Source organism: Paenibacillus taichungensis, from assembly GCF_050994985.1.
GTDB lineage: Bacteria > Bacillota > Bacilli > Paenibacillales > Paenibacillaceae > Paenibacillus > Paenibacillus taichungensis.
On record NZ_CP194720.1, the window covers coordinates 6,403,810 to 6,419,431 of the forward strand.

The 15,622-nt window shown below is 46.5% G+C and carries 14 protein-coding genes; 4 read left to right on the top strand and 10 right to left on the bottom strand.

All coding sequences use genetic code 11. The annotated features are described in order from the left end of the window. The first annotated feature begins 1 nt into the window (after position 1). Positions 2–1,951 carry a thiol reductant ABC exporter subunit CydC gene (gene cydC, locus ACR1R9_RS28930; RefSeq protein ID WP_433922128.1) on the top strand — a complete coding sequence of 650 codons (1,950 nt, stop codon included), beginning with the start codon at positions 2–4 and terminating at the stop codon, positions 1,949–1,951. A 186-nt stretch (positions 1,952–2,137) separates the two neighbouring features. Here cydC and ACR1R9_RS28935 read toward each other — a convergent pair whose 3' ends face one another. The 4 genes from ACR1R9_RS28935 to ACR1R9_RS28950 form a co-directional block, all read right to left on the bottom strand. Next, complete coding sequence (locus ACR1R9_RS28935) at positions 2,138–3,097, bottom strand: MraY family glycosyltransferase (RefSeq protein WP_076287418.1); 960 nt, start codon at positions 3,095–3,097, stop codon at positions 2,138–2,140. Between the two features lie 105 nt (positions 3,098–3,202). Then, on the bottom strand, positions 3,203–3,880 hold the full coding sequence (locus tag ACR1R9_RS28940; RefSeq protein ID WP_433922127.1) for a hypothetical protein: 678 nt from the start codon (positions 3,878–3,880) through the stop codon (positions 3,203–3,205). Between the two features lies 1 nt (position 3,881). Beyond that, entirely contained in the window at positions 3,882–4,739 is an 858-nt protein-coding gene (locus ACR1R9_RS28945; protein WP_310854117.1) for an ABC transporter ATP-binding protein, read from the bottom strand. Between the two features lie 19 nt (positions 4,740–4,758). Continuing rightward, positions 4,759–5,127, bottom strand: a complete 369-nt coding sequence (locus tag ACR1R9_RS28950; RefSeq protein WP_257031799.1) for a GntR family transcriptional regulator — start codon at positions 5,125–5,127, stop codon at positions 4,759–4,761. A 268-nt stretch (positions 5,128–5,395) separates the two neighbouring features. Here ACR1R9_RS28950 and ACR1R9_RS28955 point away from each other — a divergent pair, with 268 nt between their 5' ends. Both ACR1R9_RS28955 and ACR1R9_RS28960 read left to right on the top strand, forming a co-directional pair. Beyond that, entirely contained in the window at positions 5,396–6,100 is a 705-nt protein-coding gene (locus ACR1R9_RS28955; protein WP_076287422.1) for an ABC transporter ATP-binding protein, read from the top strand. Beyond that, complete coding sequence (locus ACR1R9_RS28960; protein WP_433922126.1) at positions 6,100–8,424, top strand: ABC transporter permease; 2,325 nt, start codon at positions 6,100–6,102, stop codon at positions 8,422–8,424. Before ACR1R9_RS28955 ends, ACR1R9_RS28960 begins: the two co-directional genes overlap by 1 nt. A 241-nt stretch (positions 8,425–8,665) precedes the next feature. Here the strand turns inward: ACR1R9_RS28960 and ACR1R9_RS28965 are convergent, their stop codons facing one another. Both ACR1R9_RS28965 and ACR1R9_RS28970 read right to left on the bottom strand, forming a co-directional pair. Then, positions 8,666–9,481, bottom strand: coding sequence for a hypothetical protein (locus ACR1R9_RS28965; RefSeq protein WP_076287424.1), 816 nt, complete (start codon positions 9,479–9,481; stop codon positions 8,666–8,668). Positions 9,482–9,543: 62 nt separating this feature from the next. Then, positions 9,544–9,861, bottom strand: coding sequence for an ArsR/SmtB family transcription factor (locus tag ACR1R9_RS28970; RefSeq protein WP_433922125.1), 318 nt, complete (start codon positions 9,859–9,861; stop codon positions 9,544–9,546). Between the two features lie 161 nt (positions 9,862–10,022). Between ACR1R9_RS28970 and ACR1R9_RS28975 the strand changes: the two genes are divergently transcribed. Beyond that, positions 10,023–10,397: a polyketide cyclase gene (locus tag ACR1R9_RS28975; RefSeq protein ID WP_099857269.1), complete on the top strand. Its 375-nt coding sequence runs from the start codon at positions 10,023–10,025 to the stop codon at positions 10,395–10,397. A gap of 232 nt (positions 10,398–10,629) precedes the next feature. Here ACR1R9_RS28975 and gntK read toward each other — a convergent pair whose 3' ends face one another. The 4 genes from gntK to ACR1R9_RS28995 form a co-directional block, all read right to left on the bottom strand. Next, a complete protein-coding gene (gntK, locus tag ACR1R9_RS28980) occupies positions 10,630–12,180 on the bottom strand; it encodes a gluconokinase (protein WP_326066798.1) in 1,551 nt (516 codons plus the stop codon). 274 nt (positions 12,181–12,454) lie between these two features. Continuing rightward, the gene (locus ACR1R9_RS28985) at positions 12,455–13,282 is read right to left on the bottom strand and encodes a carbohydrate ABC transporter permease (RefSeq protein WP_072733733.1); all 828 of its coding nucleotides are present in this window, start codon (positions 13,280–13,282) and stop codon (positions 12,455–12,457) included. Positions 13,283–13,303: 21 nt separating this feature from the next. After that, a complete protein-coding gene (locus ACR1R9_RS28990) occupies positions 13,304–14,170 on the bottom strand; it encodes a carbohydrate ABC transporter permease (RefSeq protein WP_076287712.1) in 867 nt (288 codons plus the stop codon). A 129-nt stretch (positions 14,171–14,299) separates the two neighbouring features. Further along, positions 14,300–15,574 (bottom strand): ABC transporter substrate-binding protein, encoded by a 1,275-nt coding sequence (locus tag ACR1R9_RS28995; protein ID WP_063567341.1) that lies wholly within the window; start codon positions 15,572–15,574, stop codon positions 14,300–14,302. Positions 15,575–15,622: the final 48 nt, after the last annotated feature.

Consider the following 15,622-nt stretch of genomic DNA (forward strand, 5'->3'; position numbering starts at 1 on the left):
GATGAAAGCCGGTTATGAGCTGACAGAAACAGCTCGGAGCGGGGGCAAAAAGAATAGCTGGATCACTCCGTACGTGGCACAGTACCGCTGGAGACTCTTTGCAGTCATTGCGCTGGGGATATGTGCTACATTGTGTGCTGTGCTGCTGCTCTTCACCTCCGGGTTTCTGATCTCCAAGTCAGCGCTCCGTCCTGAAAATATTTTGATGGTATATGTACCTATCGTGGGTGTTCGTGCATTTGGGATTTTCCGTGCCGTATTCCGGTATGTCGAACGTCTGGCGGGTCATGATGCGGTTTTGCGTATACTCGCGGATCAGCGCGTGAAGCTGTATCGGATTTTGGAGCCGCAGGCACTGTTCCTGCGCTCTCGTATGCAGACGGGAGACGTACTTGCTGCTCTTGCAGAGGATGTAGAACGACTGCAGGATATTTACCTGCGTACAGTATTTCCGGCGGTTACGGCGCTCATGATGTACGGTGGAGCTGTTGTGGCCTTTGGCAGCGTTGATCTGGGTTTTGTAATGTGGATGGGGTTGTATATGCTGTTTCTGGTTGCCGTGCTGCCAGCCATTTCCCTCCGAGTGACTTGGAAGTTGCGAGTGCGGCTGAAGCGGGAAAACGCCAAGTTGTACACTCGTCTGACCGATGGTGTGCTTGGCCTCGGAGATTGGATAGCAAGTGGACGAGCAGAAGAATTTGTGCGTCGGCAGGAAGAGACTGAAGGCCAGGCAGATATGATTCGCCTCCGCTTGCGGCAATGGACGCGCTGGCGTGATCTGGTTGCCCAATGTGTGATCGGACTAATGGTAGTATCCGTGACCTTATGGGCGGGAAGTGCGGCTTCTGCTGGACAGCTGCCTGCGGTTATGATTGCTGCATTTGTGCTGGTGTTGTTTCCACTTACGGAAGCACTGCTGCCCGTAGGAGATGCGGTGGAGCATATCCCGCAGTATCGTGAATCGCTGGAACGCTTGCAGCACTTGGAAGGTGAAGAGCATAAGCCAGAACAGTGTGGAACCGAAGGGGCGAATGCAGCAGCCGGAGCCAAAGCGGATATGACTTTAGGTGTATCAGGTAGTAACCTGGTAGCTGGAGAGCAGCTGGATTCCCTGAATCGCACGGAAAGAGCTTCGGATCGACGCATCCGCTTACGCATTCCGCCCAGGCTACGAGCTGACATTCAGATCGATCAGGTGAGTTATCGTTATACGCCAGATGCTCCTTGTGCGGTGCAGGAGGTATCCCTTCATCTACCTCAGGGTAAACGTTTGGCTATTCTCGGTCGCAGTGGCGGTGGGAAATCAACCCTTCTGAAGCTCATTCAGGGAGCATTGCTCCCATCCGTCGGGAACGTATTCATCAATGATCTTCCGGTACAAACGGTGGGCGAAAATATAACGGATGTCATTGCGGTGCTGAACCAAAGTCCACATCTATTTGATACAACGGTAGCCAACAATCTGCGAATCGGCCGTCCGCATGCAACAGACGAAGAAATCCAGCGAGTGGCTGCGCAAGTAGGTTTATCCGATCTCATTGAATCTTTGCCACAGGGTTATCATACCCCGATGCTGGAGACAGGACTTCGTTTCTCTGGTGGAGAAAGACAACGGATTGCATTAGCCCGGGTGCTTCTTCGCGAAACACCTGTCGTTATTTTCGATGAACCAACGGTAGGACTTGATCCTGTGACGGAACGAGCCCTCATGCGGACGATTATGGACAGCATGCAGGGCAAAACAATGATCTGGGTCACCCATCATCTGATGGGAGTGGAACGGATGGATGAACTTATTTTTATGGAAAATGGACAGATCACCATGCAGGGTTCTCACGAACAATTGCTAGCCCGGGAAGAGCGTTATCGCCGTCTCGTTGAACTTGATCGACCGGGTTGGGCAGATGGGCAGCAACCTGCGGTCCCGCTACCACCTGTTGCCTCAAGATAAGAGCGAATATAAGGTGCAGGTGCAGGCAGGGTATGGGGCGTTTGCAGAGGCTTGTGCGCGACATTGTAGCTGTTACCCTCTTAAATGTTAGTTCAATTCATCAGCGACATAGCAAAGAGACGAGCCACAGGATCAGTGGGCTCGTCTCTTTTTTTACACCTTTTGTTGAAACGTTTGTTACTAATATTACATCTCCACCAGCATCAAAATAATGGACGAGAGGCAAAGGCAGGTACTGATAAGATACAGGACGCCAACCACCTGATTGTGATTCAGACCTGCACGCAGCAAGCGATAGTGAGCTTGACTTGCATCTGCCTGATAGATGGCTTTGCCTTGAATGAAACGTTTGATGACCACAAAAATGTTGTCGAAGATCGGTACGCCGAGTGCCAGAATCGGGATGAAGATGGACAACATGGTCGCTTGTTTGAATGCACCGTCCAGGGCGATTACCGCCAGGATAAAGCCGAGAAACGTAGCCCCTGCATCTCCCATAAACACTTTGGCTGGAGCTTTGTTATATTTCAGATAACCAAGGGTTACACCCACCAGCGTAATGGCCATTAGGGCAGAATCGGTTTGGCCTTTGGTTATTGCAACGATAAACAGTGTAATGGCTGAGATGGCGGACAAACCACCTGCCAGTCCGTCCATGCCATCCGTGAAGTTAATGACTGTCGTTACACCGAAGATCCACAGGATCGTCAGAATAAATTGCAGCCAGATCGGAAGCATAATGTATTCGGAGTTGAAGGGATTCACAAATCCTGTGAACGCAATGCCGGAAGCAAAAACGAGTACTGCCGCCGAGACTTGAATGATCATTTTAGGCAGGGCAGGGAAGTCTTTGCCTTTCGTTTTGTACCAGTCATCGACTGTACCAATCGTTAATAGAAGCATTCCACCGGCGACCAGGGCCGCCGTTTCCCAAGAAATTTCTTTCGTAAGAACAATGTATGTCAGGAAGAATCCAGTAAATATCGCGTAACTCGCCGTCAGTGGAATGGGCTGCCTGTGCAGCTTACGCTCTACATCTTCTCGGGGCTTGTCCACAAAATCGAGCCGATGTGCCAGTCGACCAAGCGGCGGAATAAGCAGAACCACGACAGCAAAAGACAGCATAAAAGCCAGTATGTATACCATAAATTCGCTTGATTCACTCCTATCTACCAATTTCCCCCTATTATACGAGCTAAACAGGAAATCTGTCGATGTCATTATTGTAACCTAAGCTTCTACCCAGATAGTTTAGTATGTCCTCCCCTTTGTGAAAAACCAACCACCGGCCACGAAAACGATGAAAAGCACAAGATTAAATCCAACACCCTTGAGTAGTGAGCCGTTGAATAACAATGCTTCAAAAAAAGAAACAACATGAGCGCGTAGCGCAGGAATGGCTGTTCCAGTTGGAATTGCCACGATGAATAGCACCCACAGCAGCCAACCGACAAGGTGGTGGTAGCCAGAGATCAGCATGCTTAAGAGCGCCATCGTCATCAAATAAAAAATGGTTTGATAGAGGAAAGAACCTACAATGCCAAATTCATTCCAATGAAACGCTTCAATAAGATTTACGGTGTTTTTGTGGAGTACATTCACTTCAAGCACAGACCATAAAGAATTGAATAAAGCGATGGCCACTGCCCACACGGTATAAACGAACTGAAGCCCGAAAAAATATTGTATCCGGTTTGCCCCTAAATGTACGATGCGGTTGTAATAGCTAAGAGGAAGTACGATTGCGAAAATGAGCAAAATAAGTAGCAGCAGGTTGCCATCCGCGATTCCTGTGTTTTGACTGCTGTCTATAAAGAGGCCAACTATAAATTCCGCCAACCTGCCAAGGAGGATTAAAATAATGACCATCCATATATATATCCTCATTTGCAAATAAGTCGCCTTTAAATGAACGGTCAATGCACCCAATTTAACGACCTCCTTCGATCAAATACGAAAAAAACTTCTGAAGCGTCAAATTTTCAATAGTTATGTCTAGTTTGCGGGCCTGCAACCTGTCCTCATCGTTGAATTTTTCGTAGATGGCGGCAAGCTTTCCGTGGCCATAAGATTCTGTATGTAATACTCGCTTTCCTTTTGTGAACAAAGCTACGGCATCTGAATTTCCACGAATCAAATTAGCTGCCATCCGTATCTGATTCATCTCGTCATGAAGCAGGAGGGAGCCCTCATCAATGATATAGACTCTTTCTGCGATTGGGGCGATTTCATCAATCAAATGCGTAGAAAGTAAAATCGTACGGGGATGATTGGCGTAATCCTCCAAAAGCTCCTTGTAAAACCTTTCCCGCATCAATACATCAAGTCCAAGCACCGGTTCGTCAAATAATGTCAACGATGATCGGCTAGACAGACCGATGATGTTTCCTACGAGTGATTCTGTGCCTCTTGAGAGCTGTTTGATTTTTTTGTTGGGATCAAGCTCAAATGTTTGAAGAAGCTTATGAGCAAACGTCCAGTCCCAATTGGGATAGAAATTTGCAGCGAACTGCAAAATCTCAATCAATCGAGCTCCTCCAAATAGCTTGTTATTCTCCCGTACGAAACAGCAATCTTCTGGAAGTGCTCCTTTACCCAGCTTTTTACCTCTTACCTCAATGGTGCCGTCGTTCGCGAAGAGTCCACCTGCTATGATGTTTAGCAAGGTTGTTTTGCCTGCGCCGTTTCGTCCGAGCAAGCCGTAAATAACGTTTTCCTCGAGCTGTATATCCAGATCCCGTAATGCATAGGTTCGACCATATTTCTTATTTAATTTGTCGCAACTCACCAAGATGCTCACAATGAATTCATTCCTTCCTTAATTGTTTAATCATCTCAATGATATCCTCGGTTGCCAGTTCAAGTTTGTCAGCTTCACAAATGAGATTGGACAGCAATTCCTTATAAAAACGATTTCTTCGCTTATTCTTAATCTTTTGTTTGGCATCAGACGAGACATACATGCCAAGCCCTCTTTTTTTATACAATATTTCTTCATTTACGAGCAGGCCAATTCCCTTCACAACAGTCGCTGGATTGATTTGAAAGAGCTGAGAAAACTGAGCAACGGAAAGAATCTGCTCGTCCTCTCGGTAAGTTCCGTTGAGAATATCGTCCTCAATGATATCTGCTACTTGTTGAAAAATTGGCTGCTTTTCGTCGAAAGTGACGCTCATTACCTCACCACTCAGCATTGTAGTTTGTTACACATCTAGCAGGAAAACATAACTTATATGCGAAAATTTGTCAATAAACAATCATTCTTAGGGGTGAATGATGATTTTTTTTACACGGAGTCCAGTTATTGACAATTGTTTGCGATGGAATTATAGTATGCTACATGAGTGACATACTCATACACTAACATACTTACATAAATAAAAATATACTTGCCAAAGGGAGCACCAGAAGTATGACAAATAGATAACGGGGAGAGAGAAATTTATGAAAACATTGATCGAATTTAAAAGCGTAACGAAAGAATACAAAATTGGTGAAGTGCCGATCAAAGCGCTGAACGGTGTGGACTTTTCCATTAACGAGGGTGAATTCGTTGTTGTTCTTGGTGCAAGCGGAGCAGGTAAAAGCACGATTCTCAATATACTTGGTGGCATGGATACGGCCACCTCGGGTAAAGTGACTGTTGGCGATAAGGATATTACTAGCTTCAACGAAAAGAAGCTTACGGGATATCGCGCCGAGAAGGTAGGTTTTGTCTTTCAATTCTATAACTTAATCCCCAATTTGAATGCTTTAGAGAACGTTGAATTCGCCACTGAAGTATGCAAAGACCATTTGGATGCCAAAGAGATATTAAATAAAGTCGGCTTGAAGAATCGGATAAAAAACTTCCCGTCCCAGCTCTCCGGAGGAGAGCAGCAGCGAGTTGCAATAGCACGCGCCGTTGCAAAGAACCCTCTGCTATTGCTATGCGATGAGCCGACTGGTGCGTTGGATTATGTAACTGGCAAGTCGGTTTTGAAGCTGCTTCAGGATTTGAATACGGAAACGAAAAAATGTGTTGTGCTGGTCACGCATAACTCTGCGATTGTGCCGATGGCGGATAAAATCATTCGGGTGAAAAGCGGGAAAATCGAAAGCGTAACGGTCAATGAGCATAAACAAAGCGTTGAAGGGATTGAGTGGTGATGAAATTACTGAAAAAATTGTTAAGGGATATCAAGCAAGCAATCGGTCAATTTCTGGCCTTTGTATTGGTTATCACCATAGGCGCTTTTTTCTACACGGGGCTGGTAACGTTAAGTGATAACCTTAGTTCTTATTCAAAGAATTACTTTCAAACAGATAATTTAAGTGACTTAAACGTTTACTACGACCAAGTATCCAAGCAGGATATATCGAAGTTGAGTGAAATTGAAGGGATAAAAAAGGTGGAGGGACGGTATACCTTTGATGCGATGCAATCATTTGGTGATACTAAAGCGGCTTTAAAAATCCACTCCATCCCCGCAGTTAATAATATTAATACATCTGCAATAGTTGAAGGTAAGATTCCATCCAGCATGGATGAAATCTTGCTGGATTCCCATTACGCCAGAGAACATCAGTACAGTGTTGGAGATCAAATAAATTTGATTGTTAATAACGCAAATATGCCATTCACCATTAGCGGCTTGGGCGAAAATGTGGAATATGCCAAAAAGAACGAAACTCAGGACCATAAAACTTCCGGATTCGCATATGTCGCTGAAGCGGGAATTCCTCGAATCGCAGGTAGCCTTTATTATAATGAGGTTTTGATTGATGCGGAAGAAGGATACGATATAGAACGATTAGGCAAAAACGTTGAAGCGCAGTCCCAACAACTTTCTTATGTAAGTCAAATAAGTAAAGAGCGAACATTCAATTACTCGCAGCTTCAACAAACAGTTTATAACAATAAATTGATGAGTAGGGTTATTCCGCTGGTTCTCTTTATCATCGAAGCAATCATTCTCTTCCTCACCATGTCTCGGATCATCGATTCGCAAAGGAACCAGGTAGGAATTATGAAGGCTTTAGGAGTGAAGAACAGTAGCATCATGCTCCATTACATGGGATTCCCGATACTTGTCGGTATCATAGGCTCCATTCTTGGTTGTATCGTTTCGGCAATCATATTTGTTCCAATGATTGAGGCGTCAAATGCCAGATCCTACTCATTACCGAATATAACATTCTCCTTATCCCCCTTCTCAATCATTATGCCTGTTCTATTCTCGAGTGCATTCGGCATGTTGGCTTGTTACTTGAGCGGCATAGGGATTCTGCGAGAACACGCAGCACAGGCCATGAGGCCTAAACCGCCGAAGAAGATGAAAAAACTGCTTATTGAACGGCTTCCGAAAATGTGGGGACGTATTTCCTATAGCAATAAACTTATTTTGAGAAACATCTTTCTAAACAAACAAAAGGCGATAGCAAGCTCCGTAGGTGTTGTGGTGAGCACGGTGCTGTTGATCACTGCATTTGGTACTCAAACGTCCTTACAAAGGGTCGCGGACCAGATCGAAGAGGTGAATACCTATGATCTGAAGGTCGAATACATGAAAGGGGCAGAGCTAGAAAAGGTGGAGTTACCCACCGGGATTAAAAGCAGCTATGTCCAATCGACCTTTCCTGTGGAGTTTACCAAGGGCGATGAACATGAGAATGCCACGTTGACCGTTACGGAGAAAGATAACACTCTTATCCAATTTTTTGACGAGAAAGACAACCCGATGACACTTATGGACAATGGCGTGCTGATACCCAAATCGTATGCAAATCAATATAAAGTTAAGGTAGGGGATACGATTCAAATTCGATTTACCGATCCGTCGTTTGAAAATAAAACAGTCGATATGAAGGTTGCACAAATATCCAATCAGTATTCCAATCCATCTTTCTTTAGTTCGATAGCGTATCTGAATAGTTTTAACATCGACTATAAGCCAACATCGATTCTAGTGAAAGCCAACAATGCCGCAGATCTTCCTAACGTTCGACAGTTTTTTGAACAAGATAAACAGGTAGATACAATCGCGGATAAAGATGATTTGAAAAAGTCCGCACAATTTATTATGAAGCAAAATAGTTTTATCTTCATTATGTTTATCATTAGTGCGGTTATTCTTTCGTTCGGCGCCATTTACACCATATCCTCCATCAACATTTATGAAAGAAATCGCGAGCTGGCTACTCTTAAGGTATTGGGTTATCAAAAATATAAAATAAATCGACTTATCTTTTCCGAGAACATGATACTGACTACCTTTGCGGTCATTATAGCACTACCGATTAGCGTCTACATGTATGCCATTATAATTGAGGCGCTGTCGAGTACGCATCAACAAATCCCGGATCAAATAAATATGTTTGTTATGCTGATATCAATCACGATTGCATTTTTACTTACCGGGCTCTCTAACTTGATGCTTCGGAGAAAGGTATCCCGAATTAACATGATTGAATCGTTAAAAAGTTTAGAATAAAACGGGCAGTAAAGAGTGGATTATTGCCAATTATATAAAAAACGACAAGTGTGATTTGATTTCACACATAGTAAGTCGTTCTTCAAATATGTCTTGATGCCTATTGGAAAATTAACGGTAAATTTTTGGTGAAACACTGCAAGCCTTCGAGCTGTAGTGTTTTTTACTATATCCACCTAAGTATTTGTTTGTTATTCATATAACCGGCTTAAACAGATCTAGAGCTGGGCTGGTTAAGGGGTTAGAGTTTCTGGGGCAGATAGGAGCCAAAGAGAGAAATCGCCGCATCTGCGCTATAACCGTCATCGCCCTGCCAGGTTGCAGCAAAGTGGAAGTCGCTGTAACTGCCTCTGCTTTTTCGTGGCGTATCCTGCGGCACAAGCAGACCGGATGCACCCCAGATTTCGAGGATGGCGTCGCGTTCCTGTTTGCTCGAAGGAAATAAGCCTTTCCAGCGTTTCTCTAACCCGCGTGCGCTGTCGTGAGGCTCGCAGGTTTGCGCTGCTTCAAGCATGCTCACAAGTATAGCGATGTCTGCGTCAGTCACTTCATAGATGGCTTCCTTGCTAGCCAGCAGTAGATCCAGATCCATCAGGCAGTATAACAGGTTGTTGTGGCGGACCCCGCCCCATTTCACCCGTTCAAAGTTCAATACGTTCAGATCGACGTCCGTGTACGTCTTGTCCGATTGCAGGCGCAGGAAGTTACAATCCCCACAGGAGCTGGTGTTGGCATGCAGTGCTCGGCGTTCCTCATAGGTATGCAAAGGCAGCTGCGATGTTAAAGCCCAGCTGGAAAGGGCGCTGCGCAGATAACCTTTTTTGGTAGATAAACTGTGTAAAAATGCTGATACTACCCGTCGCTTGATGGAGTTGTCCTGATGAATCTCATGCAAACGCGCGACGATCTCATCATGGGTAATGGTCAGTGGATCGAACATGACACCTCTGCTTTTGGCATATTCAAAGTCATCCCCTGAGAAGGGAGCAGATATTGTTTTCCAGCCGCCGCTTCCCCAAAAGGTGCCTAGCAGGATTTTTGCTGCTTTTTTATCCAAGAAATAAACCTCCTTTATACAATCGATAAGATGATGGATCGCATGATTAAGCTTCGTTTTCCTTAATGTACATATTCCTTGGTTGTATTCAGAATCAGTCCAACAAGACCGGGAAAACGGGAGTTCAAGTCTTCCTTCCGCAGAGAATAGAAGTGCTGCTTACCTTCAATGCGAGGCCGGATAAGGCCTGCTTCACGTAAGATTTTGATGTGATGAGACAACGTTGATTTGGAAATATGGTCTACTTCGAAGGCGGAACAGTTTTTCTCGCCAGAGCTGGCCAGACAGTGTGCAATTTTCATCCGTACCGGATCACCGAGTGCGTTGCAGACCGTGGTCAGATTCAATTCCGAAGCCATAGGTATCGTTGGAGTTTTCATATCTATGACGGTAGCATATTCGACAAGCTCTTTCAATGTTTGAATTTTTTCGAACTGAGGGTTGTTATTGATGCAGAAAGTATGTTACATTTCATCTCAGTTAGTTTGAAATTTTTCGAACTTAAATCGAAATCGGCTTATATACCTCAGGAGGAATACCCATGACTACCTTGTTAAACAACTATTTCCGTCTATTTGACGCTTCCCGTACTGACGAACGCGCGATGCAGGATCTATTGTCCCTGTTTACACCGGATGCAGAGATTGTGCTTAATGGAACCAGCAGAACAGGATTCGATGGTTTTATGAAAGCTTTCTATGAATACAATAGCGATGTGAAACATATGTGGGACCAATGGAAGCTTCAGCCGGACGGTAGCTATCAAACAAACTGGGCGGTATGCGGACAAGCTGCGGACGGAACGGTGTATGCCAAAACAGGCATCGATATCGCTCGTGTGAATGAGGTGGGGAAGATTGTATATTTGGAAAATGTGCAGGCAGATAAGGATGCATTCAGCAAATATAATGGATGATTGCAATAGTTAGCATATGGATGCATACATTCTTTTCTAGTTCTTTTTAATGAGATACTTCATTATCTATCTTGTATATCATGTCACCATTGCTGATGGTGTGGTGGGCAATGCAACTATGGTACTTGGGGTATTTGTAACAAAAAAAGTACATTAAAGAAGGGCCACCCATATGTCATAGACATAGTGGGATGACCCTCTTTAACGTGCAGCGATTCGTTGCCGTAGCAAGTCACTTCTGCATCGTTTTATTCTGAAAAGCAGCGATATCGGCATACTCTTCTTCAAACTTGCGGGAGATGCGGATGAAGATCGGCAGCAGTTCACGATAGATGCGAACGCTATCTGGGTCTGGCTGATGCCGATGGGTCGATCCAATCATGCCGGAGACAGCGCTGAGGGAATCGATGCGGCCAAGAGCATAAAGCCCCAACACGGCTGCCCCAAGGCAGGAGCTCTCGATACTCTCGGGAATGATGACATCCTGGTCAAAGATATCTGCCATCATCTGGCGCCACAGCTCAGAGCGGGCGAAACCGCCTGTCGCCTGAATCTTTTTGGGACGCCCGATTTTCTCTTCAATCGCCAGCATGACGGTGTACAGGTTAAACAAGACACCTTCAAGAGCAGCGCGAATCATATGCTCCTTCTTATGATGCAGCGTCAGGCCGAAGAATGAACCACGTGCATTCGGATTCCAGAGTGGGGCCCGCTCACCCGTCATGTACGGATGGAACAGCAGGCCTTCCGAGCCTGGAGGTACATTTTCGGCGACGCGGGTTAATACTTCATACGGATCAATTCCCAGTCGTTTCGCTGTCTCTACCTCGGATGCCGCAAACTCATCCCGAATCCAACGGAATATAACCCCGCCATTGTTGACCGGACCGCCAATCACCCACGCATCCTCAGTGAGCGCATAACAGAAGAAACGCCCTTTCGGATCGGTGACCGGCTTGTCCACGACGGTACGAATCGCTCCGCTGGTCCCGATGGTAACCGCCACGACGCCTGGATCAATGGCGTTAACGCCAAGATTAGAGAGCACGCCGTCACTTGCCCCGATGACAAATGGTGTCGAATCCGCAATACCCATTTCCTTGGCATACTCAGGATTCAAGCCTTTCTTAAGTACATGTGTCGTCGGCACGAGGCGGGATAGGTGATCCGGAGTGATGCCTGCGACATGGAGAGCTTCCTCGTCCCAGTCGAGCTTTTCGAGATTCATCATCCCCGTAGCAGAGGCCATGGAGTGGTCAATTACATACTCGGAGAACAATTTATAAAATACGTATTCTTTCATTGAAATAAATTTGTGCGTCTGTTTGAACAGTTCCGGTTGATCTCTGGTTAGCCACATGATTTTGGTCAGAGGTGACATCGGATGAATCGGTGTACCGGTTCTCAAATAGATTTCGTGACCGTTCATTTCGGTTTTGAGTGCTTCTGTCCACTCGGCACTGCGATTGTCTGCCCAAGTCATTGCCCGCATCAGTGGTTTGCCGTGTTCATCAACAGGCAGAATGCTGTGCATGGCTGAACTGAACGATACAAACAAGATTTCATCCGGTTTGATGCCGGCCTTGGAGGTCGCTTGTTTAACCGATTCTACTACGGCTTTAAAAATATCTTCCGCATCCTGCTCTGCAATCGCAGGAGTAGGGGTATACAGCGGGTAATCGGCACCGCCTTGAGCCACAATGGTTCCGTTCTCTTCGAACAGGACAGCCTTGGTGGAGGTGGTGCCGATATCTACGCCGATCATATAGGGTGAAGAAGCCATTTTGTCATCCCTCTTTCTTGAATATATAAGTGAATGAATGCAGTTACACGTTAACACTCCGGGTACAGAAAGCCTTCCGATCGCCGTTATCCCCAAATTTCTTTGATCCCTCTTCAAAAGGAGAAATTTGGTTATAAATGCGAACATTTCATTTCTTCAGGCCTTTTCTGTCCCCTCCGCCCACGTGGCGCTATTCATCCAACTTATATGGCATCTGGTATTTATCTATAGATAAGAATATCAGACTTGAGGGATGGATCAAAATGCGCTATCCCTAATCCTTTACAGCACCTGCGGCAATATCAGAGATAAACTGGCGGCTGATGAACAGGAACATTACGATCAGCGGAATAACAGCCAGCAATGTACCCGCAATAACCATCGCGTAATCCGTATTGTACAGTCCGTTTAATTGAGACAACGCAATCTGCAGTGTATACTTTCGTGCATCTGTCAGGACGATCAGGGGCCAGAGATAATCATTCCATACGCCAATAAATGTGAACGCACCGAGGAAAGCAAACGCAGGCCGCAGAATGGGCAACGCTACATTCCAATAGAGCCGGAAAAAATTACAGCCATCGATGCGCCCGGCATCCAGCAGGTCATTCGGTATGGACTCCGTGGCATATTGGCGAATCCAGAAGATGCCGAAGGCGTTCACCATGCCCGGAATAATGAGGGCTTTGAAGGAACCGACCCATCCGAACGTCGCCATGAGCACGAAGGAAGGGACCAGCGACAGCTGGGAAGGCACCATCATGGTGGCGAGCAGCAGGACGAAGAGCCATTTTTTACCCGGGAATTCAAACTTCGCAAACGCAAACCCTGCCAGTGAATCAAAAAACAGTACCAGTACCGTCACCAAGCCCGACACAAACAACGTATTCATGAATGCGCCCCAGAAATCAATCTGCTGAAGCACCCGACTGATATTGTTCCACAGTTCGCCCCCGAACCAGAGCTGAGGTGGGAACTTATAAATGTCGGACGTCGTCCGGGTAGACATTACAATCAGCCAATAGAACGGGAACATGGAAATGAGCATGCCCCCGATAAGACCGATATACAACACCAGCGATTTGAGAGATTTGGACGTCATGAGCGCTCCCCCCTTGTCACATCAGGATGACTTGCCTTGAACGAGCTTCCAGTTCACAATCGAGAACAGGGCGATAATGAGGAACATGCCCCAACCAACCGCAGCACCGTAGCCGAAGTAGTTATTAATGAAAGATTCGCGGTAAAGGTACAATACAATGGTCATCCCGGCTGCACCTGCGCCGCCATCGTTACCCACGAGAATTTGTGGCTCGGTGAATAGCTGCATGCCGCCGATTGTTGATGTGATCACAGTGAACAGAATGACGGGACGCAGCATTGGAATCGTAATTCGGAAAAAAGACTGTATCCCGGATGCCCCGTCAATCTTGGCAGCCTCGTACAATGTCTGCGGGATGCTCTGAAGTCCGGCCAGATAGATGACTGCGTTGTATCCTGTCCAGCGCCAGACCACCATGGAGGAGATTGCCACTTTGATGCCCCATGGCGCGTTCAGCCACTCCACCACTGGAAGCCCGACGGACTGGAGCAAATAGTTGAGAAACCCGTAGTTGTTGGCAAATAGGGCACCGAAGATAATGGCGACGGCCACGATGGACGTCACGTTCGGCAAGAAATACCCTACCCGAAACAGCGTACGGAACTTCACAAAAGGTGCATGCAGCAGAAACGCAATGATTAGGGCAAAGAACAACATCGGGATGGTGGAATAAATCCAGATCATGAACGTGTTACCCACCGCTTGCCAGAATTCAGCATCGGTCAGCATATATTTAAAGTTGTTTAGTCCGTTATAGGTCATCACACCAATGCCATCCCATTTGTGAAAGGCCAGATATAAGGAAAAACCGATTGGAAACAGTCCAAACACGGCAAACAGAATGTAAAACGGGGAGATCGCCACATAGAGTGCACGATGTTCCCACATCCGGGACAAGAGTGATTTCTGCCGATCCAAATTCGGACTTACCTTCCCCGGATCCGGAGTGAGGCGAGGTTCGGTTACAGCCATATGAATTCCTCCTTTACGGATTGCCATCTCATTAGAGTGTCTGAATTAACGCTGTAACTCCCGCTCAACACGGTGAACCGTATCAGGCCAGACCTGCTCCGGGTTGGCATTTTGCTTCGCAATATCATTCAGCCGCCGAGTAATAATGTTGTGCACCGAAGGGTATCGTTCACCAAAGAAAGCCTCGGGCACATGCTGTGCCGATTCGGCAAATACAGGCCCTGTTGCCTGTCCGCCGAAGAAGGGTTCTTCTTCTTTCATCGCCGGTGTATCGAACACACCAGGTGCCGAAGGAAACAGGTTCAACGTCTTATATTGTTCAAGCTGGTTATCCGGGCTTTGCAACCACTGGATGACTTCGAACGCTTCTTTTGGATGTTTGCTTGACTTCAAAATGGACAGGAATGATCCACCGTTATTGCCGTCTCCACCAGGAGCGCGAGTGACTCGCCACTTGCCAGAGGTATCCGGCGCGGCTTCCTGCAGTACCTGCTTCATCCAGACGGCTCCCACAAAGGAAGCGATCTCACCATTATTCATCGCTGCGTTCCAGCCAGGGGTCCAGCCGTCTGCATTAGCGAGCAGCCCTTTTTGCTTGAAGGATACGGCGGTATCCCAGCTCTGCTTGACGAGTGGAGAATCCATGCCGATAAACGAGCCGTCAGGACGGAAATACCGTTCGGTTCCTTGCGATAACACTTGATTGTAAACGGTTCCAATATTGTCGGTTAGAAATACCTTGCCTCCGAACTTTTCCTTGATCTTTTCTCCTGCAGCAGAATAGGCATCCCAGTTGTTGATCTGACGAGCCACTTCTTCAGGCTCGGAAGGCAATCCAGCCTCTTTAAATAGATCTGCACGGTAGAAGAGGGCTGTCGGTCCCGTATCCATAGGGAAGCCGATCATTTGTCCACCCGGTGTAACGCCTTGCTTCCATTTCCAATCCAGATATTGGTCTTCGACGTCACCTGCGCCGAGATCATACAGATTATAGAAACGGTCCTCGCTGGGAAAGAGCTCCATGATCCAATCGTTCAATGCGACAATGTCGGGCTCACCTGAGCGCGCAGCGAGTGTCGTTTTGAGTTTTGCCTTGAAATCACCACCGATTTTCTGGGCGGTCAGTTCAATATTGGGGAACTTTTCCTTGGCCTTGGCAATCAGCTTATCATCGATGGAACGGTTCCAGTACCACAATGTAAGCGCTACCTTTTTGTTGCTCGATGAATCGTTCTGTCCCGGCCATATGGAGCATCCGCTCACCAGCATGACACAGACTAGCAGAATGGCTGTCCAGCATGTTCTTTTCCGGCGGATCATGTGATAACCCCCTCATCGTTAAGTTCGAGGCATGAAGTGCGATGGACT

Coding starts and splice junctions, on each gene's coding strand:
- cydC (WP_433922128.1), top strand. CDS start 2: ATGAAAGCCGGTTATGAGCTGACAGAAACAGCTCGGAGCGGGGGCAAA.
- ACR1R9_RS28935 (WP_076287418.1), bottom strand. CDS start 3,097: ATGGTATACATACTGGCTTTTATGCTGTCTTTTGCTGTCGTGGTTCTG.
- ACR1R9_RS28950 (WP_257031799.1), bottom strand. CDS start 5,127: ATGAGCGTCACTTTCGACGAAAAGCAGCCAATTTTTCAACAAGTAGCA.
- ACR1R9_RS28955 (WP_076287422.1), top strand. CDS start 5,396: ATGAAAACATTGATCGAATTTAAAAGCGTAACGAAAGAATACAAAATT.
- ACR1R9_RS28960 (WP_433922126.1), top strand. CDS start 6,100: ATGAAATTACTGAAAAAATTGTTAAGGGATATCAAGCAAGCAATCGGT.
- ACR1R9_RS28970 (WP_433922125.1), bottom strand. CDS start 9,861: ATGAAAACTCCAACGATACCTATGGCTTCGGAATTGAATCTGACCACG.
- ACR1R9_RS28975 (WP_099857269.1), top strand. CDS start 10,023: ATGACTACCTTGTTAAACAACTATTTCCGTCTATTTGACGCTTCCCGT.
- gntK (WP_326066798.1), bottom strand. CDS start 12,180: ATGGCTTCTTCACCCTATATGATCGGCGTAGATATCGGCACCACCTCC.
- ACR1R9_RS28985 (WP_072733733.1), bottom strand. CDS start 13,282: ATGACGTCCAAATCTCTCAAATCGCTGGTGTTGTATATCGGTCTTATC.
- ACR1R9_RS28990 (WP_076287712.1), bottom strand. CDS start 14,170: ATGTGGGAACATCGTGCACTCTATGTGGCGATCTCCCCGTTTTACATT.
- ACR1R9_RS28995 (WP_063567341.1), bottom strand. CDS start 15,574: ATGATCCGCCGGAAAAGAACATGCTGGACAGCCATTCTGCTAGTCTGT.